At 50.8% G+C, this 18,857-nt stretch carries 16 protein-coding genes; 11 read left to right on the plus strand and 5 right to left on the minus strand.

Annotated elements, in window-relative coordinates; genetic code table 11:
• The first annotated feature begins 2 nt into the window (after positions 1–2).
• The 10 genes from ccmD to MJO57_RS10915 all read left to right on the plus strand — a co-directional run bounded on the left by ccmD (position 3) and on the right by MJO57_RS10915 (position 13,268).
• Positions 3–341 (plus strand): heme exporter protein CcmD, encoded by a 339-nt coding sequence (ccmD, locus tag MJO57_RS10870; RefSeq protein WP_252025264.1) that lies wholly within the window; start codon positions 3–5, stop codon positions 339–341.
• Positions 338–835, plus strand: coding sequence for a cytochrome c maturation protein CcmE (gene ccmE, locus MJO57_RS10875; RefSeq protein WP_252025266.1), 498 nt, complete (start codon positions 338–340; stop codon positions 833–835). Before ccmD ends, ccmE begins: the two co-directional genes overlap by 4 nt.
• Complete coding sequence (locus MJO57_RS10880) at positions 825–2,825, plus strand: heme lyase CcmF/NrfE family subunit (RefSeq protein WP_252025268.1); 2,001 nt, start codon at positions 825–827, stop codon at positions 2,823–2,825. The genes ccmE and MJO57_RS10880 overlap by 11 nt, the downstream gene beginning before the upstream one ends.
• An 8-nt stretch (positions 2,826–2,833) precedes the next feature.
• The gene (locus tag MJO57_RS10885; RefSeq protein WP_371924815.1) at positions 2,834–3,400 is read left to right on the plus strand and encodes a DsbE family thiol:disulfide interchange protein; all 567 of its coding nucleotides are present in this window, start codon (positions 2,834–2,836) and stop codon (positions 3,398–3,400) included.
• Positions 3,400–3,942, plus strand: a complete 543-nt coding sequence (locus MJO57_RS10890; protein ID WP_252025272.1) for a cytochrome c-type biogenesis protein — start codon at positions 3,400–3,402, stop codon at positions 3,940–3,942. The genes MJO57_RS10885 and MJO57_RS10890 overlap by 1 nt, the downstream gene beginning before the upstream one ends.
• On the plus strand, positions 3,942–5,117 hold the full coding sequence (ccmI, locus tag MJO57_RS10895) for a c-type cytochrome biogenesis protein CcmI (RefSeq protein WP_252025275.1): 1,176 nt from the start codon (positions 3,942–3,944) through the stop codon (positions 5,115–5,117). Before MJO57_RS10890 ends, ccmI begins: the two co-directional genes overlap by 1 nt.
• Before the next feature lie 352 nt (positions 5,118–5,469).
• Positions 5,470–8,979, plus strand: coding sequence for a chromosome segregation protein SMC (gene smc / locus MJO57_RS10900; RefSeq protein WP_252027008.1), 3,510 nt, complete (start codon positions 5,470–5,472; stop codon positions 8,977–8,979).
• Between the two features lie 278 nt (positions 8,980–9,257).
• On the plus strand, positions 9,258–10,472 hold the full coding sequence (gene zipA / locus MJO57_RS10905) for a cell division protein ZipA (protein ID WP_252025277.1): 1,215 nt from the start codon (positions 9,258–9,260) through the stop codon (positions 10,470–10,472).
• A 104-nt stretch (positions 10,473–10,576) separates the two neighbouring features.
• The gene (gene ligA, locus MJO57_RS10910) at positions 10,577–12,634 is read left to right on the plus strand and encodes an NAD-dependent DNA ligase LigA (RefSeq protein WP_252025279.1); all 2,058 of its coding nucleotides are present in this window, start codon (positions 10,577–10,579) and stop codon (positions 12,632–12,634) included.
• Positions 12,635–12,686: 52 nt separating this feature from the next.
• Entirely contained in the window at positions 12,687–13,268 is a 582-nt protein-coding gene (locus MJO57_RS10915) for a hypothetical protein (protein ID WP_252025281.1), read from the plus strand.
• Here the strand turns inward: MJO57_RS10915 and MJO57_RS10920 are convergent, their stop codons facing one another.
• The 5 genes from MJO57_RS10920 to mnmH all read right to left on the minus strand — a co-directional run bounded on the left by MJO57_RS10920 (position 13,269) and on the right by mnmH (position 18,362).
• On the minus strand, positions 13,269–14,570 hold the full coding sequence (locus tag MJO57_RS10920; protein WP_252025283.1) for a hypothetical protein: 1,302 nt from the start codon (positions 14,568–14,570) through the stop codon (positions 13,269–13,271). It lies immediately after the preceding gene.
• Between the two features lie 185 nt (positions 14,571–14,755).
• Positions 14,756–14,989, minus strand: a complete 234-nt coding sequence (locus tag MJO57_RS10925; RefSeq protein ID WP_252025285.1) for a YheU family protein — start codon at positions 14,987–14,989, stop codon at positions 14,756–14,758.
• Between the two features lie 15 nt (positions 14,990–15,004).
• Complete coding sequence (gene tsaA, locus MJO57_RS10930; protein ID WP_371924817.1) at positions 15,005–15,916, minus strand: tRNA (N6-threonylcarbamoyladenosine(37)-N6)-methyltransferase TrmO; 912 nt, start codon at positions 15,914–15,916, stop codon at positions 15,005–15,007.
• 116 nt (positions 15,917–16,032) lie between these two features.
• Positions 16,033–17,178: a MalY/PatB family protein gene (locus MJO57_RS10935; RefSeq protein WP_252025287.1), complete on the minus strand. Its 1,146-nt coding sequence runs from the start codon at positions 17,176–17,178 to the stop codon at positions 16,033–16,035.
• Positions 17,175–18,362 (minus strand): tRNA 2-selenouridine(34) synthase MnmH, encoded by a 1,188-nt coding sequence (mnmH, locus tag MJO57_RS10940; RefSeq protein WP_256493272.1) that lies wholly within the window; start codon positions 18,360–18,362, stop codon positions 17,175–17,177. Before mnmH ends, MJO57_RS10935 begins: the two co-directional genes overlap by 4 nt.
• Positions 18,363–18,486: 124 nt before the next feature.
• On the opposite strand from mnmH, the gene MJO57_RS10945 reads away from it, so the two are divergent.
• Entirely contained in the window at positions 18,487–18,633 is a 147-nt protein-coding gene (locus MJO57_RS10945; protein ID WP_252025291.1) for a hypothetical protein, read from the plus strand.
• Positions 18,634–18,857 lie beyond the last annotated feature (224 nt).

Consider the following 18,857-nt stretch of genomic DNA (forward strand, 5'->3'; position numbering starts at 1 on the left):
CTATGTATTTTGACAGTTGGAGCGGTTTTCTGGTCATGGATGGGCATGGTCTCTTCGTCTGGAGTGCCTATGCCATCGCTGTGGTAGTGATTGCTTACAATCTGATTGCGCCATTTGTGGCAAGGCGGCAGATTCTCGCTCAGATAGCCGCACAAGTGAGACGGCAGGAACGCGTGGTTGAAAGAAAAAAGGTGGTGAACGACTTCAAGGTCATCGCAGACAGTGGTGCTGACGCAGAACAATGTTTTACCAGTTCTGGACGCACACAACCAAAACATTGCGCTGAGCAACAGGAAGAAGGCCCTGAGTCAGTCAGATCTGGAGAGAGGAGTGCCCAATGAATGCAGTTCGCAAACAGAGATTAATACTCGTATTACTGCTGCTGGCAGGGGTTGGGTTGGCTGTAACTCTGATGTTGTTTGCGCTTCGTGAGAACATTAATCACTACTTTTCTCCCGCTCAGATGGCTGCTGGTGAAGCCCCGGTGGGGCAGCAGATGCGCGGTGGTGGTCTGGTGGTTCCGGGTTCAGTTGAGCGTGATACCGAAAGCCTGAAAGTCAGCTTTCGTATAAGTGATGGTGCTGGCGAAGTGACTGTCCGTTATGAAGGTATTCTGCCTGACCTTTTTGTTGAAGGCTCGGGTGTTGTTGCCCTTGGAACTCTTGGCAATGACGGTGTTTTTGACGCGTCGGAAGTGTTGGCCAAGCACGATGAAAACTACATGCCGCCGGAAGTGCAGAAAGCCATTGATGAAGCGCACCCAAGATCCGGTGACAAGTCGGCTGTGCAAACCACAGCTCAAACTGAGCTGAGGAGTCTGCAAGATGGTAGCTGAAGCGGGCCTGCTGGCTCTGATTATTGCACTGTGTTTGAGCGTTCTGCTCAGTATTTTCCCGCTGGTGGGCAGTTACACCGGTAATATCCGGCTGATGAATCAGGCCCGTTCTCTGTCCTGGGGGGTGTTTGCCTTTGTAAGCTTTTCTTTCTTATGCCTGGTCTGGGCTTTTATTACTGACGACTTCTCTGTGGATTACGTGGCCAGGCATTCAAACAGCCTGCTGCCTGTGCCGTATAAAGTCAGTGCCACCTGGGGAGGGCATGAAGGATCGCTTCTGATGTGGGTGCTGATCCTTGTTGGTTGGATTGCGATGGTCGCATTGAAAAGCTACCGACTACCGCCTGAGTTATCCGCCAGAGTGCTCTCTGTCATGGGCATGATAACCGTTGGCTTTTTGTTGTTTACTTTGCTGACGTCAAACCCGTTTAACCGAATTCTGCCGTTTCCACCGGAAGATGGCGCCGACCTGAACCCGCTGCTTCAGGATTTTGGCCTGATCGTTCACCCTCCCATGCTTTATATGGGATACGTTGGCTTTGCCGTTGCTTTTGCCTTTGCCATTGCCGCACTACTGGGTGGTCAGCTTGACACTGCCTGGGCCCGATGGGCCAGACCCTGGACAACAGTGGCCTGGGTTTTTCTGACCCTGGGGATTGCACTGGGTAGCTGGTGGGCGTACTACGAGCTTGGCTGGGGTGGCTGGTGGTTCTGGGATCCGGTGGAAAATGCTTCTCTGCTGCCCTGGCTGGTGGGAACGGCATTGATGCACTCGCTGGCAGCGACAGAAAAACGTGGTTTGTTCAAGAGTTGGACGTTGCTACTGGCTATCTTTACCTTCTCGTTGAGTCTGCTGGGTACATTCCTGGTTCGCTCCGGAGTGCTCACGTCGGTCCACGCGTTTGCCAATGATCCGGAAAGAGGGGTCTTTATCCTCTTATATCTGATGATTGTTGTTGGTGCATCCTTGACGCTGTTTGCCCTCAGGGCGCCTGAGGTGCGCAGTCGTATCAGTTTTGCCATGGCCTCCAGGGAAACGCTGCTGCTGGTGAACAATATTTTGCTGACCAGCAGTGCGGCGACGGTGCTTCTTGGAACCTTATTTCCGCTGCTGCTGGAATCCCTTGATATGGGCATGATTTCAGTGGGCCCTCCTTACTTCAATTTTGTGTTTGTCCCGATGGCCCTGTTGCTGGCTTTTGCCTTGGGTTTTGGTGTACTGCTCAATTGGAAGAGTGGTTCCGTTCAATGGTTAATTGGTCAGACGCGCTGGATTTTGCTGGTATCCATTATTGGGGGTATAGGGTTCAGCCTGTTCTACGGTGCAAGTTTCTTGATCAGCGAAGCCTTGGCCATGGCCCTGGTGTTGTGGATCGTATTGACTATGGTCCGGGATATTCTCAACAAAACCCGAAACGGCCGGACAAAAAACGGGCTAGTGCATGCATTAAAGCGTTTGAAGCCTGCCTATTACGGGATGCATCTGGCGCATCTGGGGCTGGCCGTCACCATCGTTGGTATTGCCATCACCAGTGGCTATAGCAGCCAGCGTGATTTGCGAATGGCTCCCGGTGATCGGGTGACCCTTGGTGAATATCAGTTCCGCTTTGATGGCGTCAGATTGCAGTCTGGCCCTAACTACACCTCCCATTATGGGTTTGTGACTGTATATGAACATGATCGTCAGATAGCGGTGTTACATCCTGAGAAGCGTGTTTATACCGCCCAACAAATGCCTATGACTGAGGCTTCTATTGACCCTGGATTAACCCGGGATATTTACGTGGCGTTGGGTGAGCCATTGGGTGATGACGGCAGTTGGGCATTACGTATTCATATCAAGCCCTTTGTCCGCTGGATTTGGCTGGGCTCCATATTGATGGCGCTTGGAGGCGTTGTGGCGATCTCAGACCGGCGATACAGGATGAAAGTTCGTCAGAAAGTGAGCGCATTGGGGCCGATTGGAAATGAGGGAGTGGCCAGCGCATGAAGCGACGTTTGCAACTGTTTTTGCCGCTGGCACTCTTTCTCGGGCTTTGCCTGATGTTTTATGTGGCACTGTTCCGTGATAATCCCGGAGAGCTGCCGTCTGCCCTGCTGGATCAGCCTCTACCAACGTTTGAACTGCCAACGGTCAAGAACCCTGACAGAAAGGTAACCGGAGAGAACCTGCTGGGTGAAGTTGCCTTGATCAATGTCTGGGCTACCTGGTGCCCAGCCTGTCGTGTCGAGCACCCATATCTCGTTGGTCTGGCTAATAAAGGGATACCTATTTATGGTGTGAACTACAAGGATGATCAGCCTGAAGCCAGAAACTGGCTGAAGACGCTGCATGACCCCTATCGCTTCAGTATTAATGATAAGAGTGGTTCACTGGGCATCGATCTGGGCGTTTATGGTGCTCCGGAAACCTATTTAATCGACCATCAAGGCGTTATTCGCTATAAGCATGTCGGTATTGTTGATGCCAATGTATGGAAAAATGACCTTGAGCCCAGGTTCAGGCATTTGCAGGAAAAGGCACTCAAGGAGCAGATAACGAATCATGAAGGAGAGGTCAAATAATGAAGCGCCTAACCTCCCGGCTGATCATCATGCTGTTGACCGTTTTGTTTATGGGTACGGCTTTTGGTGTCATCGACTCCTATGAATTTTCGACGCCTGAACAGGAGCAGCGTTTTTTCGAATTGACCAATGAGCTGCGCTGTCCGAAGTGTCAAAACCAGTCGATCGCTGACTCCAATGCGCCCATTGCTCAGGATCTTCGGCGAGAAGTGCACCGGCTGTTAAATGAAGGTGCCGATAACCAGATCGTTGTTGACTTTATGCTCGCCCGCTACGGTGACTTTGTACTTTACAAACCCCGTATTGCCGGAGTGAACCTCGTGCTTTGGCTTGGGCCTTTGTTGCTGCTGTTGGCAGGAATGATCGTGCTTGTTGTTGTGGTTCGCAAGCATAAAGCGGCCGCTGCAGAATCGGCACAAGCTGCGCCCGATGGGCAGAATGCAGACGAGGGCGATGTGTTGGATCAAAAGCTGAGTAGATTTCTGGCGGACTCTTTGAGCCAGCGGTCACCGGAAAATAAAATAACGGATGGTAAGGCGTAATGATGGAGTTCTGGTTCGTAGCCACATTGCTGATTGCCATTGCTGTGCTGATTTCTGTCTGGCCATTGCTAAAGCCATCGGTGTCGGTACCGGATGAGAGTGAGTCTGAGGAGTCAGTAAACGTCGCCAGCTTCCGAGATCAGCTGGCAGATCTGGACTGGCAGCTTCAAGAGGGCTTGGTTTCAATAGAAGAAGCGGAAAAGCTGACACTGGAGCTGAAAAAAAAACTGGCTGATGAGTTAGGGGATGAACAGCATGCAGGCGCATACTCGGTGCTGAAAAAGCCGGGGTTTGCACTGCTGATTGCATTGGTTGTGCCTGTGTTCGCTGTACTGCTTTATTTCAAGTTGGGTGCAACCACTGAGATTGCTGTCGTCAACGCCATGAAGAATGGCCAGCTCAACAGCGAGCAGGTGGAAACCGTCCTTAAAGACTGGGTGGCAAAGCGGCCGGAGAACAATCAGGCTCTGTTCATGCTGGGCAGTCATTACCTGAGAGCGGGCAAGCTGGATGAAGCGGTTAACACCTATCGCCACCTCGCCGGTATCAGTAACGGGCATCCCCAGGTAACTGCAGAGCTGGCCCAGGTGTTGTTTTTGAGCAGCAATAATGTGGTAACACCTGAAGTTCGAGAGCTTTATCAGCAGACGCTGCAGAAAGATAGTCAGAACACCACGGCTTTGGGATTGCAAGGGATTGATGCTTTTGCCAATGGTTTCTACCGGGAAGCTGTTGCTGCCTGGCAGCGGGCGCTGACCCATGAAGTAGATCCGGCAGCCCGGCAGTCGCTAAGTTCAGGCATTAATCAGGCTCGTTCAATGCTTGGAGATGCCGTGGTTGCCCTTCGGGTCATGATTGATCTGGCCCCCGGGATGGATGAGCTGCCTGATGATGCACGCGTGGTGGTCTTTGCCCGTCCGGCCGGTGATGTCAAGCAGCCCCCGGTGGTTGCGGTTCCCTTGAACGTTGGTGATCTGCCAAGGGAAATCGTGCTGGATGACAACAGTGCCATGATCATGGGTGGACAGCTGTTGTCATCAATCGACAGTCTTGATATCACGGCACGGATCAGCCTCACGGGCAATGTGATGTCCCCGGATTATCAGGTTCAGGCAAAAGGGGTGAAAACCACGGCATCTGAACCTGTCAGGCTCATCTTCACGCCGGCAGGCTAACCAGTCCGCGATTGATCTTGAGAACTGGGAACAGCCGAAAAGTTCCCCTTAATAGAAGAAGTCGTCTTTTTCATTTCGGAAAAGGCGACTTTTCTATTGACTGTGGTAATGTGTAAGATCTGGATTGGAAGAGATCAGTAGCTAACCCGATGAAGTCGGTTTTTTTCGGGCTGCTTATCCACTTTCCCAAATAAACGATTCGCTATGACAAGGAACCGGAGCCCAAAGCGACATGCTATGAATGGTGGTTTTACCGGCGCATAAAGCCCCATAGCGTGAATTATTGGTCAGTATTCAGGCTCTTGTGTCTTATACAGAGCTGGGGCCCGACAGTGAAGAGCTAAAGGAAACGATGCGTTTAAAATCCATCAAACTGGCCGGATTCAAATCGTTTGTGGACCCCACAACGGTCCACTTTCCTTCCAATATGTGTGGCGTTGTTGGTCCCAATGGTTGTGGCAAGTCAAATATTATTGATGCGGTTCGCTGGGTAATGGGGGAATCGTCCGCCAAGCACCTGCGTGGCGAGTCCATGACAGACGTTATTTTCAAAGGGTCCAACAGTCGTAAGCCTGCCAATCAGGCTTCGGTCGAGCTGATCTTTGATAATAACGAAGGGCGGGTCACCGGGGAGTTTGCTGCTTACCGTGAAATCTCCGTTAAACGTACTGTTAACTCGGACGCCAAGAACATTTATTTTCTGAACGGCAGTAAGTGTCGCCGTAAAGACATTATGGATATCTTTCTGGGCACCGGTCTTGGACCCAGAAGTTATGCCATTATCAGCCAGGGCATTATCTCCAACCTGATTGAGTCGAAACCGGAAGAGCTTCGGGTCTTTATTGAAGAAGCTGCCGGTATCTCCCGTTATAAGGAACGCCGTCGTGAGACGGAAAACCGTATCCGCCGAACCAATGAAAACCTTGAGCGGCTTACAGACCTGCGGGAAGAGCTGGGGCGACAGCTTGGCCATCTGCAACGACAGGCTCAGGCGGCGGAAAAGTACAAAGATTACAAAGCTGAGGAGCGGCTGAAAAAAGCCCAGCTGCAGGCCCTGAAATGGCAGGCTATCAATGCCGGAGCACAGTCCCAGGAGCAGGCTATCCGTGAGTTTGAGGTGCAGCTGGAGGCAGCCATCAGTCAGCAACGTTCTGTGGATGCCGCGATGGAAGATGATCGTGTCCAGCAGATGGAGTTGAGTGATCAATTCCATCAGGCTCAATCCAGCTACTATGGCACGGGCAACGAAGTCACCCGTATTGAACAGACCTTGCAGCATCGGGAAGAGCGTTCCAGAGAGTTGAGTCGTGACCTTGAACAGGTTGAAAACAACTGGGAAGAAGCTCGTGAACAGCTGGCGGATGATCAGCAGCAACTGGAGGCTTTTCAGGAAGAGTTGATAGAGCTGGAGCCGGAGCTGGCCATGTTGCAGGATCAGGAAGCGGACTCTGGTGATACCCTGACCCGGGCCGAAGAGGCTATGCAGCGATGGCAGCAGGAGTGGGATCATTTTAATCAGCGTTCCCATGAGCCAAAGCGGACCGCTGAAGTTGAGCAGTCCCGTATTCATCATGCAGAGCAGGTGATGGGACGTTTGCAGGAACGGAAAGAGCGTCTGAAAGAAGAGTCAGCGGCTCTTGGGGGGACTGAAGATCAGGAGGAGATGACTCTCCTGTCGGAAAAACTGACTGAGCTTGAGTTGACGGCAGAAACTGTTGAGCTACGCATTGAAGAATGTATTGAAGCGGTTGAGCAGCAGCGTGATCAGGTGCAGAACTTGACGGCTGAACTGGAAAATAACCGGGATGAGCTCAGTATGGTGCGTGGTCGACACGCATCGCTGGAAGCGTTGCATCAGGCATCACTGCACCAGGATACGGGAACGATTGAGTGGCTTGAGCAGCATCAGCTCAATAGCTGCTCCCGTCTAATGGACAAGCTTCAGGTGGACGCCGGCTGGGAACGTTCTGTTGAAACCGTGCTGGGCGACAGCTTGCAGGCAGTCTGTCTGGACAGTCTTGATCCGGTGGCTGACGCGCTGGGCACCCTGGAACAGGGATCACTGGTACTGTTGGAGGCAGGAACCAACCATCGCCACTCTCCCTCGTTGAGTGAGCTGCCACTGCTGGCAGAGAAAGTGGTCAGTGGTCAGGAAGCTCTGCCCCTATTGGCCGGCATCTATGCGGCTGATGCACTGGATACTGCACTCTCCCTTCGCACTAAACTCCAGTCAGGTGAATCGATCATTACGGCGGATGGCATCTGGCTCTCTTCCGGTTGGCTGCGGGTGAGCCGGGGGGGTGATAATAATGCCGGGGTTCTGGAACGCCAGAAAGAGATGGATGCACTGGGTGAAAAGCTGGCAACGCTTGAAGAAAGCAGTCTGCTATTGAAAGAGCAGCTTGAAGGCGCAAGGTCACAGTTGGAGCAGCACGAGTCCCGGAGGGAGCAACTGCAAAGGCAACTTTCCGATCTTAACCGGAGTCAGGGTGAGGTTCGGGCTGATCTTGGTGCCCGAAAGGTCAGGCTGGAACAGTTCTCTGAGCGCCGTCAACGCCTTGATCAGGAGCTTCAGGAAGTCAGGGAGCAGTATGGACTGGAACAGGAGGTGATTAGTGAATCCCGGATGCGCCTGCAGGAAGCACTCGACCATATGGAAGAAGACATTGGTCGTCGTGAAGCAATGCAGGAACAGCGTGAGAAACTTCAGGCCCGTCTTGAAGAGGTGCGTCATCAGGCCCGTTTTGATAAAGAACGGGCTCATCAGCTGGCTCTTCGGCAGCAATCCATTAATACCCAGATAGGCTCTTTGCAGGCTGCCATTGAGCGTTTAAGTCAGCAGGCTACCAAGCTCCGGGAGCGACGTGAGTTTCTCAGGGAGTCCATGTCTGAATCCAACTCGCCTGAGGGGGATCTGCGGGAACAGCTGGAAGAAATGCTGGCCAGACGCCTTGCAGAAGAAGAGGCGATGCAGCAGGCCCGGATGGCGCTGGAAGAAGTGGAGCAGCGAATCCGGGCGGGAGAGAAGGTTCGCCATAGTGCTGAGCAGCAGGCACAGAAAATCCGGGAACAATTGGAAAAGCTGAGGATGGACTGGCAGGGGATGCAGGTTCGTCGAACGACACTGGCCGAGCAGCTGAAAGAAGATCATTTTGACCTGGCAACCGTACTTGAGAACCTTCCGGATGAGGCTTCTGAGCAGCAGTGGGAGCAGGAACTGGAACGGATCGCTGCACGAATTGACCGTTTGGGAGCGATTAACCTGGCAGCTATTGAAGAGTACGAAAGCCAGTCCGAGCGCAAACAGTATCTGGATGCCCAGAACGATGATCTGGAGTCTGCCCTGAATACGCTGGAGAATGCCATTCGTAAGATTGACAAGGAGACCCGGCAGCGGTTCAGAATGACCTTCGACAAGGTCAATGCTGGTCTTCAGGAACTGTTCCCCCGGGTATTTGGCGGTGGTCAGGCCTATCTGGCATTAACCGGAGAAGATCTGCTGGATACTGGTGTGGCTATAATGGCTCAGCCACCCGGGAAGAAAAACAGTACCATTCACCTGCTTTCCGGTGGCGAAAAGGCACTGACGGCTATTGCCCTGGTATTTGCCATTTTCCAATTGAATCCGTCCCCTTTCTGTATGCTGGATGAGGTTGACGCTCCTTTGGATGATGCTAACGTAGGCCGATATGCGAAAATGGTTTCTGAAATGAGTGATAAAGTGCAGTTTGTTTATATCACTCACAACAAAATCGCCATGCAGGCCGCAAGCCAGCTGGTGGGTGTCACCATGCATGAGCCGGGGGTGTCCAGACCGGTGTCGGTGGATATTGAACAGGCGGCAGCAATGGCTGAATTATAATTTTCAGTATTGTCAGACTTTGCAGGATCGGATAATTAAGCTGTGATTTTGATATTGGGCAGCCTATAAAACGCATAAAGTCAGTGTTTATAGCTTAATTTCTTATTAATTTATTGTAATATTGTAATGTTGGCCGATTGTAGCAGTAATTAACTCGTATGTTATAAATGACAGCGGTCTATGGTTTCATAAGTGTTTTGTCGTAAAGTGTTATTACAGGGAAAGAGACTGTAATTCCGGCGTTGTTTCAAGGTTTATAGGGCAGCAAGGACATGAGTTTGCGTGAATGGCTAATACTCATAGGAATACTGGTAATCGCTGGTGTATTGGCTGACGGTTATCGCAGGATGCGGCTGGCCAGAAAAAGGTCATCGGAAATCAGTTTTGGCCTGGAGGAGGTCAAAGGCTATGACGATGATTTTTCCAGTGAACTGCCCAATGGCGGTGCCCGTCCCAGGTCTTTGAAAGAAAGCATTTTGCCAGAAAGGTCTGGCAAAAAGGATTCTGCCAGAACTCGTGTTGAACCCGGGTTTTCAGGGGGAGATTATTCTGATGGTTACTCAGAAGAGCCTGTTGAAGAACCGCCCGTTTACCGTGAATCGTTAAGACATCGTCATCGACATCCTGTAGAAGAAGCTAAACTACATACTGAGGAAAACTCTGCAGGGAATTCTGTTGCCGGGAAAAAAGCGAAAGCTCAAAGTGCACTTGATCTGGATGAGTCTGTTCCTGTGCTTATGAACCTGGATGACTCACAGCAACCCTTAAGAGGTAAATGCCTTTCATCGTCTGAAAATGATTTACAAACCGAAGGTTTTTCACGGGCGGATGGCCTTTCAAGGATAGATGGTTCTGCCCCGTCTGCCCGCGCACATGAAACGTCCAGATTGGATGTCGAATCGGAAGAATTAGTTGGTCGTCCAAGAGTGACAACCAGCCAGGGGAGGGCTCAGAATCAGGATCGTGGCGTTTCGGCCAGAGAGCGTTCGAATCCACAGAAAGAGCTTAACCTGGGCTGGCGTGAAAAAGCAGAGAAGTTAAAGGATCGTCCGCCTGCCCATGAAGTGATTGTCATCAATGTGCTGTCAAAAGGTGGTGGCACTTTTGCGGGTGAACAACTGATGCAGTCCATGCTGGCTTCCGGTATGCGCTTTGGGGATATGTCAATCTTCCATCGATATGCCAATGCCGATGGCACCGGAAAAATTTTGTTTAGCATGGCCAATGGCATAAAGCCGGGTACCTTTGTCATCGATAATCTGGAAGAGACTGAAACACCGGCCTTGAGTTTATTTATGAGTCTGCCGGGGCCTGAAAAACCCATGCAGGCCTTTGCCCAGATGGAAGAGGTCGCTCGTCGTCTTGCCCTTGACTTGGGTGGGGAGCTGAAAGATGAACAGTTCAGTGTGATGACTCAGCAGACACTTGAGCACTGTCGTCAGCGTATTCGTGAATATGAGCGAAAGCAGTTGGCGAAACAGCCGGTACATTGATACTCCTATGGGCAGGCTAAAGCCATTCAGGGTAAACGCCAGCGGCCTGATGTTTTCTTCAGCGGGTTCTCACATAGAGGACCCGCTTGTATTTGATAATCTCCATGAGCATGACGTCTTCTTCAGATATTCCACCCGTTCTTTCCCTTGAGCTTGCAGAGCAAGAGATCCCTCTGTTGCGTCAGCAGATCAATGAGCACAACTATCGCTATTATGTTCTGGATGAGCCGGAAATTCCGGACAGTGAATACGATAAACTGTTTATCCGCCTGCAATCACTGGAATCTGAATATCCACAGCTGATTACTGAAGACTCGCCTACCCAACGGGTCGGCGGAACGCCTTTGAAAGCGTTTGGCCAGGTTCGCCATGAACTGGCCATGCTCTCTCTGGAGAATGCTTTTGACGAAGAAGATCAGGCGGACTTTAATCGCCGGGTTAAAGAGCGACTGGGCATCGCTGAGGATGTTGAATACGCCTGTGAGCCAAAGCTGGACGGTATTGCTGTCAGCCTGTTATACGAAGGTGGCCTTCTGGTCAGGGCGGCTACCCGGGGTGATGGCACTACCGGCGAAGATATTACCCAGAATATCCGTACCATTGAGTCAATCCCACTTAAATTGATAGGAGACGACTGGCCGCAACGGCTTGAGGTCCGGGGCGAGGTGTATATGCCGAAGGCTGGCTTTGCGCAGTTAAACCGGCGGGCCAGTGCCAAAGGTGAGAAAATATTTGTAAACCCGAGAAATGCGGCGGCTGGCAGTCTACGTCAATTGGATGCACGCATAACGGCTAAACGACCATTAACAATCTATTGCTATAGCGCAGGTGTTGTGGATGGCGGAGTGCTGCCAGATACACACGGTGAAATTCTTGCTTGCTTGAAAAAATGGGGGTTACGAGTCAATCCTGAATTGCAGGTTGTCAAAGGTGTTCAGGCCTGTGAAGACTACTATCAAGCCATGGCTGAGAAACGTGAGAGGCTTCCTTACGAGATTGACGGTATTGTTTATAAAGTGAATTCCATTGCCCTGCAGCAGGCTCTGGGGTTTGTTGCCCGGGCACCTCGCTGGGCCGTTGCCCGGAAGTTCCCGGCACAGGAAGCGATTACTACGCTTAAGGATGTGGAGTTTCAGGTAGGAAGAACCGGCGCCATTACTCCGGTAGCTCGTTTGCAGCCGGTGTTTGTTGGGGGAGTCACCGTCAGTAATGCAACCCTGCACAATATGGATGAAATTGAACGTCTTGATATCAAAATAGGGGATAGTGTTGTGATCCTCCGCGCTGGTGACGTGATCCCCAAGGTGGATCGGGTTATTCACTCCATGCGCCCTGATGATGCCCGGGATATCACGTTTCCTGATTGCTGTCCTGTGTGTGATTCTGAGCTGGAACGGGAAGAAGCCATCTTGCGCTGCTCTGGCGGACTGTTTTGTTCAGCACAGCGCAAAGAAGCCATTAAGCACTTTGCCTCCCGCAAGGCAATGGATATTGATGGTCTTGGGGATAAACTGGTTGAACAGCTAGTCAATCGCAAATTGATAGCAACGGTTGCAGATCTTTTCAGTCTTTCTGCCCCGGAAGTTTCAAGCCTGGAGCGTATGGGGAGAAAGTCCGCTGAGAACCTGATTAATGCGCTTGATCAGTCCAGAAGAACCACGTTTCCCCGTTTCATCTACTCACTGGGTATTCGGGAAGTGGGTGAGGCAACGGCATTGGGGCTGGCAAGTCACTACCGTGATCTGAACAAATTAATGGCCGCTTCGCTGGACGACTTGCAAACCGTTGATGATGTTGGCCCAGTGGTAGCTGGTCATATTGAGAAGTTTTTCCGACAGGAACACAACCGCGAAGTGATCGATGCACTTCTGGCGAATGGTGTGGAATGGGAAACTGAATTACTGGTTGAAGAAGAAGGAGATCAACCGCTTGCCGGTGAAACCTGGGTGTTGACCGGGACCTTAAGCGCAATGACCCGCGACGAAGGTAAAGCCATCCTGCAAAAACTGGGGGCCAAGGTGACCGGCTCCGTTTCAGCAAAAACATCAGCATTGCTGGCCGGTGAAAAGGCAGGTTCCAAAATGGCTAAAGCGGAGAAACTGGGAGTGCGTATCGTCACTGAAGATGATTTTATGCAGATGAGGCAGACCTGGGGCGTGTAGTGCCTGCCGATTTTTATAGTTGAAGTTATATCCCGTGGAGGATGGCGGCTGAATGTCAAACCTGAGCCGAAAGTTGTTTATCTTAATGGTATGTGCAGTGCTGGCAGGCTGTGCCAGTAAGGCACCACCCGGGCAGCCCCAGAACCTGTGCAGTGTGTTCAAGGAGAAACGCAGCTGGTATCAAGATGCTAAAAAAGCCAACCAGCGCTGGGGGACTCCTATCCAGATCATGATGGCCATTATGTACCAGGAATCATCTTACCGGCACGATGCCCAGCCACCGCGCCCATGGTTCCTGTTCATTCCGTTACCCCGTAATTCTTCTGCCTATGGCTACTCACAGGCTCAGGATGGCACCTGGGATGAATATGTCAGTGAAGCCGGTGGTTTCTTCCCCAGCCGCGAAGACTTTGGGGACTCCATTGACTTTATTGGCTGGTATACCCACAAATCCCGCAAGATTAACGGTACATCGCTATGGGCCGCAGATCATCAGTACCTGAATTACCATGAAGGTTGGTACGGGTACCGCAAGGGGAGTCACAAGAGCAAACAATGGCTGTTAAGAACGGCCAGTACCGTAAAGCAGAGAGCCAGCAATTACGGTGAGCAGTTACGACGATGTAGTTTGTAGTCAGTCGCTGTCTGAATAGTCTGAATAGTCAGAATCCGGATCTTTCTTTAGCGGGAGTTTACAAAATGCATTTTTCCGGAATTCATCACTGTACAGCAGATGTTCAGGCAACTTGGGCACGCCGAATACGGAAAAAGGGTATTTTACTTCCAGAACAGTTGAAAGTTGAATTTCCTCTTTCCGACCCTGTTGCAGGGAGTCATTGGCGCCCCAACCCAGTATGTCGAAATAGGTGTTCCAGAATTTATTACCAGGTTTGATCAGGTCCAAGCGCTGGTCGGTTTGCGGTGTTTTTTTCTTAAGAGTGAAAAAATCCTTTGATGCCCGGCCACAAGTCTTACTATCCCTGAGATGGATTAAGCCAACTATCTGCGGGTGTTGGACCAGCGAATCGAACCAGCCATCTTCACATAACGGGATCCAGGATGCAAAGAGCAGAATGCCGGCTTTTGGCAGAATTTCGGCGATGACACTGACTGCGTGCCTATAGTCCCTTTTGGCCACTGGCATCATGGGGGGGGAGTCGGATGACCGGTAAATTTCACCTTCGTCACTGATGTCGGAGCAATGAATCAGCAAGTCGTCTGATAGCTGAACGAGGTCTCCACCGTCGATGCATCTGGCTTTGCTACCTTGTTGTTTCTGAAAGTACTCTTGGATGGCGCGTTCATAAATGGCATTGCCTGAGGCAATTCCGGCAATGACCAGTGGCTGGTTGGGTGCCCTGTGCTTCAGTCCATCGCGAAAGTATTCGATAATCCGGCAAATACCCTCAACGGTCTCCTTAACGGGAATCTGGGTCAGGAACATCTTTCTCCATGAAATAATCTCATTAAGGGGGGTGTCATGCTTTATCTGGCAACAAGGCAAACAAGGCAAGTGCGACCATTTAATATAATACGATTTGAGTGACTCATGCACTTCAGACCAGCTGGGTGGGTCTTTGACCAGTGGCGTTAATACCGAGGTATCACCCGTCGATGTATAATGCTCAATGGCACAGGTGATAAAATTTTCTGGCAGGAGATAGGAATGCTTTTGATCCACACTCTTTTCTGCTTTGCTATCACTAACGGCTTTATTGAGAAACTGGCTGGTAGAAACGCTGACAGTATCCGACCGTTGGCTGATAGCTGGATGGGATGCATCACTGATATTGTAGGTTGCAAGCGCTTTATGATCAGCGGTGCTATCGAATGAAGATTGTGGCAGGAAAAGACTGCTCAGTGGTTCCGAGTGCTCATCAGGGCAGAGGGAGGCAGCGGAGGCCGTTTGTGACGAGGTGTGCGTTAGGGGGAGCACAATGGTCTCCTTTCATGACGTTATTGTTCAGGACGTTATTATTGTTGCCGTGAAAAATGCATGGCTTCAAATGATCACTCAGAAAGCCAGTCGGTTGAGCATAATCAAAAAGGATATCTTTTCTGGCAAATTTGCACATTGTAGGTTGCGATTCGGCTTTCTGCCCGGGAAATTCAGACAACCGGTTAATCGTTGTCTGTCAGTACCCGATGTGCCGATTCTGTTGACATCATATTCGGGGTCTGAGTCACCGGGTCAAACACGATCACCAGTTCCCCGGACTTCAGCAAATGCAAGACTTGTTCCACTTTTTCCGGAAGCGTGTCGTCATATCCATTATCGGTACCCTCTCGGCTGACAAACTCTTCGATCAGATTGTTCAGGGTCTCAGGGGCGAGCATCTCATGGGGGATAATCATATGTGTTCTCTGTGATTATATTTTGCCAGAGTCCTGCTGGAAGGGTTCCAGCTGTGTTACCAGGAAGTGTTGGTTAGTGTATTCCCAGACGACATTCAGATCCCACAGTGCGGTGCCGTGGCGACGATCTGACGTCCCTCTTAAGTAAGCGGGCCTCGGGTCTTGCCCAAGTATTTGCTCAATCAACTGAATCAGCTTTCTACCCGTGCGCTGCTCATAACGAAGGCATTGATTCATGGCCAGGTCAGTAAATTTGACGTCGGCTATCGCCATGGGTAGTGGTGCAAAGCCGCCCTTTGCATCCGGCAGCGCGTCCGCGTAGGGCAGGTAGGGTTTTATATCAATTACAGGTGTACCATCAAGAAGGTCCGCAGCCCCCAGGTGCAGCTTCAGTTTGCCATTTCCGGATTCAATATTACGTAGCTCAACCACAGACATGCCCATGGGGTTGGGCCGGTGTGTGGAGCGGGTAGCAAATACCCCCATACGTTGTCTGCCGCCGAGCCTGGGTGGGCGGATGGTCGGGCGCCAGCCCTCATCCATGGTTTTGTGAAAGATGAAATGGATCCAGATATGTGAAAAGCCATTCAGACCACGTACCAGATTTTCCTGATTATAGGGTGGTAGAAGCTCCAGAGTGGCTTCAGCAGCGGTAACGATGCCGGGCTGACGCGGGATTCCGAATTTCTGTCGGTAGCAGGAGTGAATAATGCCTATCTGCTCAAGGTAAAATGGTGCTCTTTTTCGGGAGGATTCAGTCTTTTTCACAGTTGCTCGTAGTGTTCGCAAAATGCCCACATCATGCGCCCGGAATCGTTGATTGGCAACCACCCGAATCAGAAGCGGCCGAATCACAGACGGACTATCGTAAGAAAATTGTCGATAGCTTTGGAACTTGATGATATTGCCCGAAGCATGGGCTTTCACATGAGAGAAGGAAATTTCCTGCTCATGCGGGTCAAAGCCCAGATAGGGGCTTTCCGGGACGTGGTACGCAGGTGAGTATTAACGTGACAAAAGACTCCGGCTGGGGAGAGGGTTGTTTAGAGGCTCGTCACCGCTTTAGCTATTCGCTCAACACCTTCTTTCAGTAATGATCGACTGCAACCAAAGTTGAGCCTCAGGTAATTTTCGTCACCGAACTGCTTTCCCGGCGAGAGGCCGATGCCGACCTGTTCAAAAAACTGCTGTGGGTCTTTCTGTCCCAGTTCGCTGACATCAATCCAGGCCAGGTAGGTTGCCTGCAGTGGTTCCATGGCAAGGCCGGGGATCTTATTGATGGCTTCCAGTAGATAATCATGGCTACCACGCAGGTAATCCAGCAACGACTGACGCCAGGGCTCACCAAAACGATAGGCTGCTTTTGCTGCAGTGTAACCAATCAGAGCGCTGTCCGTTGATGGAACAATTCCAGTACGAACCCGGTTGAACTGATCACGTAACCGATTATTGGGAATAATCGCGAATGCGCAGCCAAAACCTGCCAGGTTGAAGGTTTTGGACGGTGACATCAGGGTGATTGAGTTGTCTCTGGCAAATTCGCTGATTGAAGCATAGGGAATATGTTCAGCATGACGGTCAAGAATAAGATCGCAATGAACTTCATCTGAACAGACGACAAGGCTGTACTTTTTGCAGAGTTGCTCAAGCTTTTCCAGCTCTGACCGGGTAAATACCCGGCCATTGGGATTCTGAGGGTTGCAGAGCATCAGCAGTTTGCAGTCCGGAGTGATTGACTGCTCCAGGCTTTCGAGATCAAGAACCCATTGGCCGCTTTGTTTGATCCATTCCACACCAATAAGGTCACGTCCTGCCAGTTTGGGAGCCGTAAGAAACGGATAATAGACAGGAATGGGAGAGATTACGCCTTCCAGTTTGCCAGCATAGGCACGAACGCAGACATTTAGAGCAGATACCACGCCTGGTGTCCAGACAATCCACTCCGGCTCAATATCCCAGTGATAGAGGTTGCGACAGCGCTCAACCACCAGTTGCTCAAGCTCACTGTCTGGCTCAGTATATCCGAAAACACCATGATCGATACGCTGGTGGAGAGCTTCAATAATCTCTGGAGCTGACTGAAAATCCATATCCGCTACCCACATGGGGAGAACGTCAGGACTGAAGCGTTCCCATTTGAGGCTGGAGGTCCTGGTTCGATCCACCACTTTATCGAAATCGATGCTCACTGGTTTATCCTGTTATCGTCGTTTTCGTATATTGTATCGTTATTAGCCAGCAATTTTCTGTAGCTTTCCCGGATCTTCTTTTGGTTTCCCCGGACGATAATTTTACCTTCCTTCTGCCCCAGCTGATAGTCATACATCGGGTCGTAATAATTGTTGAGCAGGTCACTGATTAAAGGGCTATAGCCTTCTATTATCCCGGCAGTTTTATGCTGCTGAATGGCTTTTTCCAGAATATCGGTTAATTGCTGATAGCGCTCTCCACCCAGTCGGCGGCGAATACGATAAAGGCTGCCGGAGAGGCCTTCGGTAAACTGCTCAAAGCCTTGCTGTTCACCATAAGCGACAATGCACTCGGCGAGATTGTCGGTTACATACTCCTTAAGACCAATCCTGACCCGCTCTTCTATTATCTCTTCGAGCAAGATTAACGGGGATTGCTGCATTTTGTCCCGCATCTCCTGTGGCAGGCTGCAGCGACCAATCAGCTTACTTTCGTCTTCCAGCAGGACCGGCATTCCGGGGTAGTTGTGACGGTGTTTCAGCAGTGCGATGGACAGCCGGTTTTCAAAATCGATCTGGCTGGGCTGTCCACCGTATCTGCGGCCAAAGCTTGAGCCTCTGTGGTTGGCCAGGCCTTCCAGATCAATGCTATAAGGCAGTTGCTGAATAAGGTGGGTCTTGCCTGTACCGGTTTTGCCACTGAGGATAATGAAAGGAATTTCTTCAATGGAGCGTTCCAGTTCATCAATCAGAAAGCGTCTCAGCGCTTTATAACCTCCTTTGATTAACGGATAAGGATAGCCAGACGCTTTCAGCCATTGCTGGGTAATATGAGAGCGCTGTCCACCACGAAAGCAGAACAGGTAACCTTCAGGGTGTTTCATAATAAATGATTGCCAGTCTGCGAGTCGCTGCGCCCGAACATCGTCAGTAGCCAGCTTGTAGCCTAGTGTTACAGCCGTTTGAGGCCCTTTCTTCTTGTAGCAGGTACCAATCAACTCACGCTGCCGGTCATCCAGAATAGGAGCGTTCGTCGCCGTAGGAAAGCTGCCTTTGGCAAACTCTATGGGGGCACGAACATCCATCAGTGGAATGTCCTGAAGAAAAATAGACAGGAAGTCTTCAGTGTTGGGTCTTTCTTTATTTACAGATGTATTTACAGATGTATTTATAGATGTCGTCATTGAGGGCTGCAGTGGCTGATCAAAACCGCATAGTTTCCTACCCGGAGCATTGATTTGGCAAGTCTGAATAGGTGTAAGGGAAACCGTAACTACCCTTACTAAAACACTAATGCAGTTAACCCGGTTGGATAAAGAAGTTGATGAAGACCGTTTTGCCGATCTGCCCCGTGTGGTGTTTGACCAGGCCAATCTTGTGGCCGGTGGTCAGCTGGACGATCCCGCCAGTTATGTTCAGCGGCTGAACAAGCTGCTGCTGGAAATGGCGTGTTAAACTGCTAATTGCAGGAGCCCGTATTCGGGCTTCTGTATTGTTTTTCCTGGTGGTACGATGGGGTCTTACTCGCTAAAAGAGGAGTCTTTTTTGTTCAGATCCGGAAACAAGGCGTGTTCTTTATCTTTTAAAAACGCAGCAATCCACTGATGTCAGGAGTGTCAGGTCTTATTATGGATGATTGCTACCGGATCTCCTGGTTGCAATAGAGGAGGTCTCTCAAA

It is taken from the genome of Endozoicomonas sp. SCSIO W0465 (assembly GCF_023716865.1).
Taxonomy (GTDB): Bacteria; Pseudomonadota; Gammaproteobacteria; order Pseudomonadales; family Endozoicomonadaceae; genus Endozoicomonas.

What these genes read in the sequence shown, in the direction of transcription:
- ccmD (WP_252025264.1), top strand. Translation starts at nt 3, where the DNA reads ATGTATTTTGACAGTTGGAGCGGTTTTCTGGTCATGGATGGGCATGGT.
- ccmE (WP_252025266.1), top strand. Translation starts at nt 338, where the DNA reads ATGAATGCAGTTCGCAAACAGAGATTAATACTCGTATTACTGCTGCTG.
- MJO57_RS10880 (WP_252025268.1), top strand. Translation starts at nt 825, where the DNA reads ATGGTAGCTGAAGCGGGCCTGCTGGCTCTGATTATTGCACTGTGTTTG.
- MJO57_RS10890 (WP_252025272.1), top strand. Translation starts at nt 3,400, where the DNA reads ATGAAGCGCCTAACCTCCCGGCTGATCATCATGCTGTTGACCGTTTTG.
- ccmI (WP_252025275.1), top strand. Translation starts at nt 3,942, where the DNA reads ATGATGGAGTTCTGGTTCGTAGCCACATTGCTGATTGCCATTGCTGTG.
- smc (WP_252027008.1), top strand. Translation starts at nt 5,470, where the DNA reads ATGCGTTTAAAATCCATCAAACTGGCCGGATTCAAATCGTTTGTGGAC.
- ligA (WP_252025279.1), top strand. Translation starts at nt 10,577, where the DNA reads ATGAGCATGACGTCTTCTTCAGATATTCCACCCGTTCTTTCCCTTGAG.
- MJO57_RS10915 (WP_252025281.1), top strand. Translation starts at nt 12,687, where the DNA reads ATGTCAAACCTGAGCCGAAAGTTGTTTATCTTAATGGTATGTGCAGTG.
- MJO57_RS10925 (WP_252025285.1), bottom strand. Translation starts at nt 14,989, where the DNA reads ATGATTATCCCCCATGAGATGCTCGCCCCTGAGACCCTGAACAATCTG.
- mnmH (WP_256493272.1), bottom strand. Translation starts at nt 18,362, where the DNA reads ATGACGACATCTATAAATACATCTGTAAATACATCTGTAAATAAAGAA.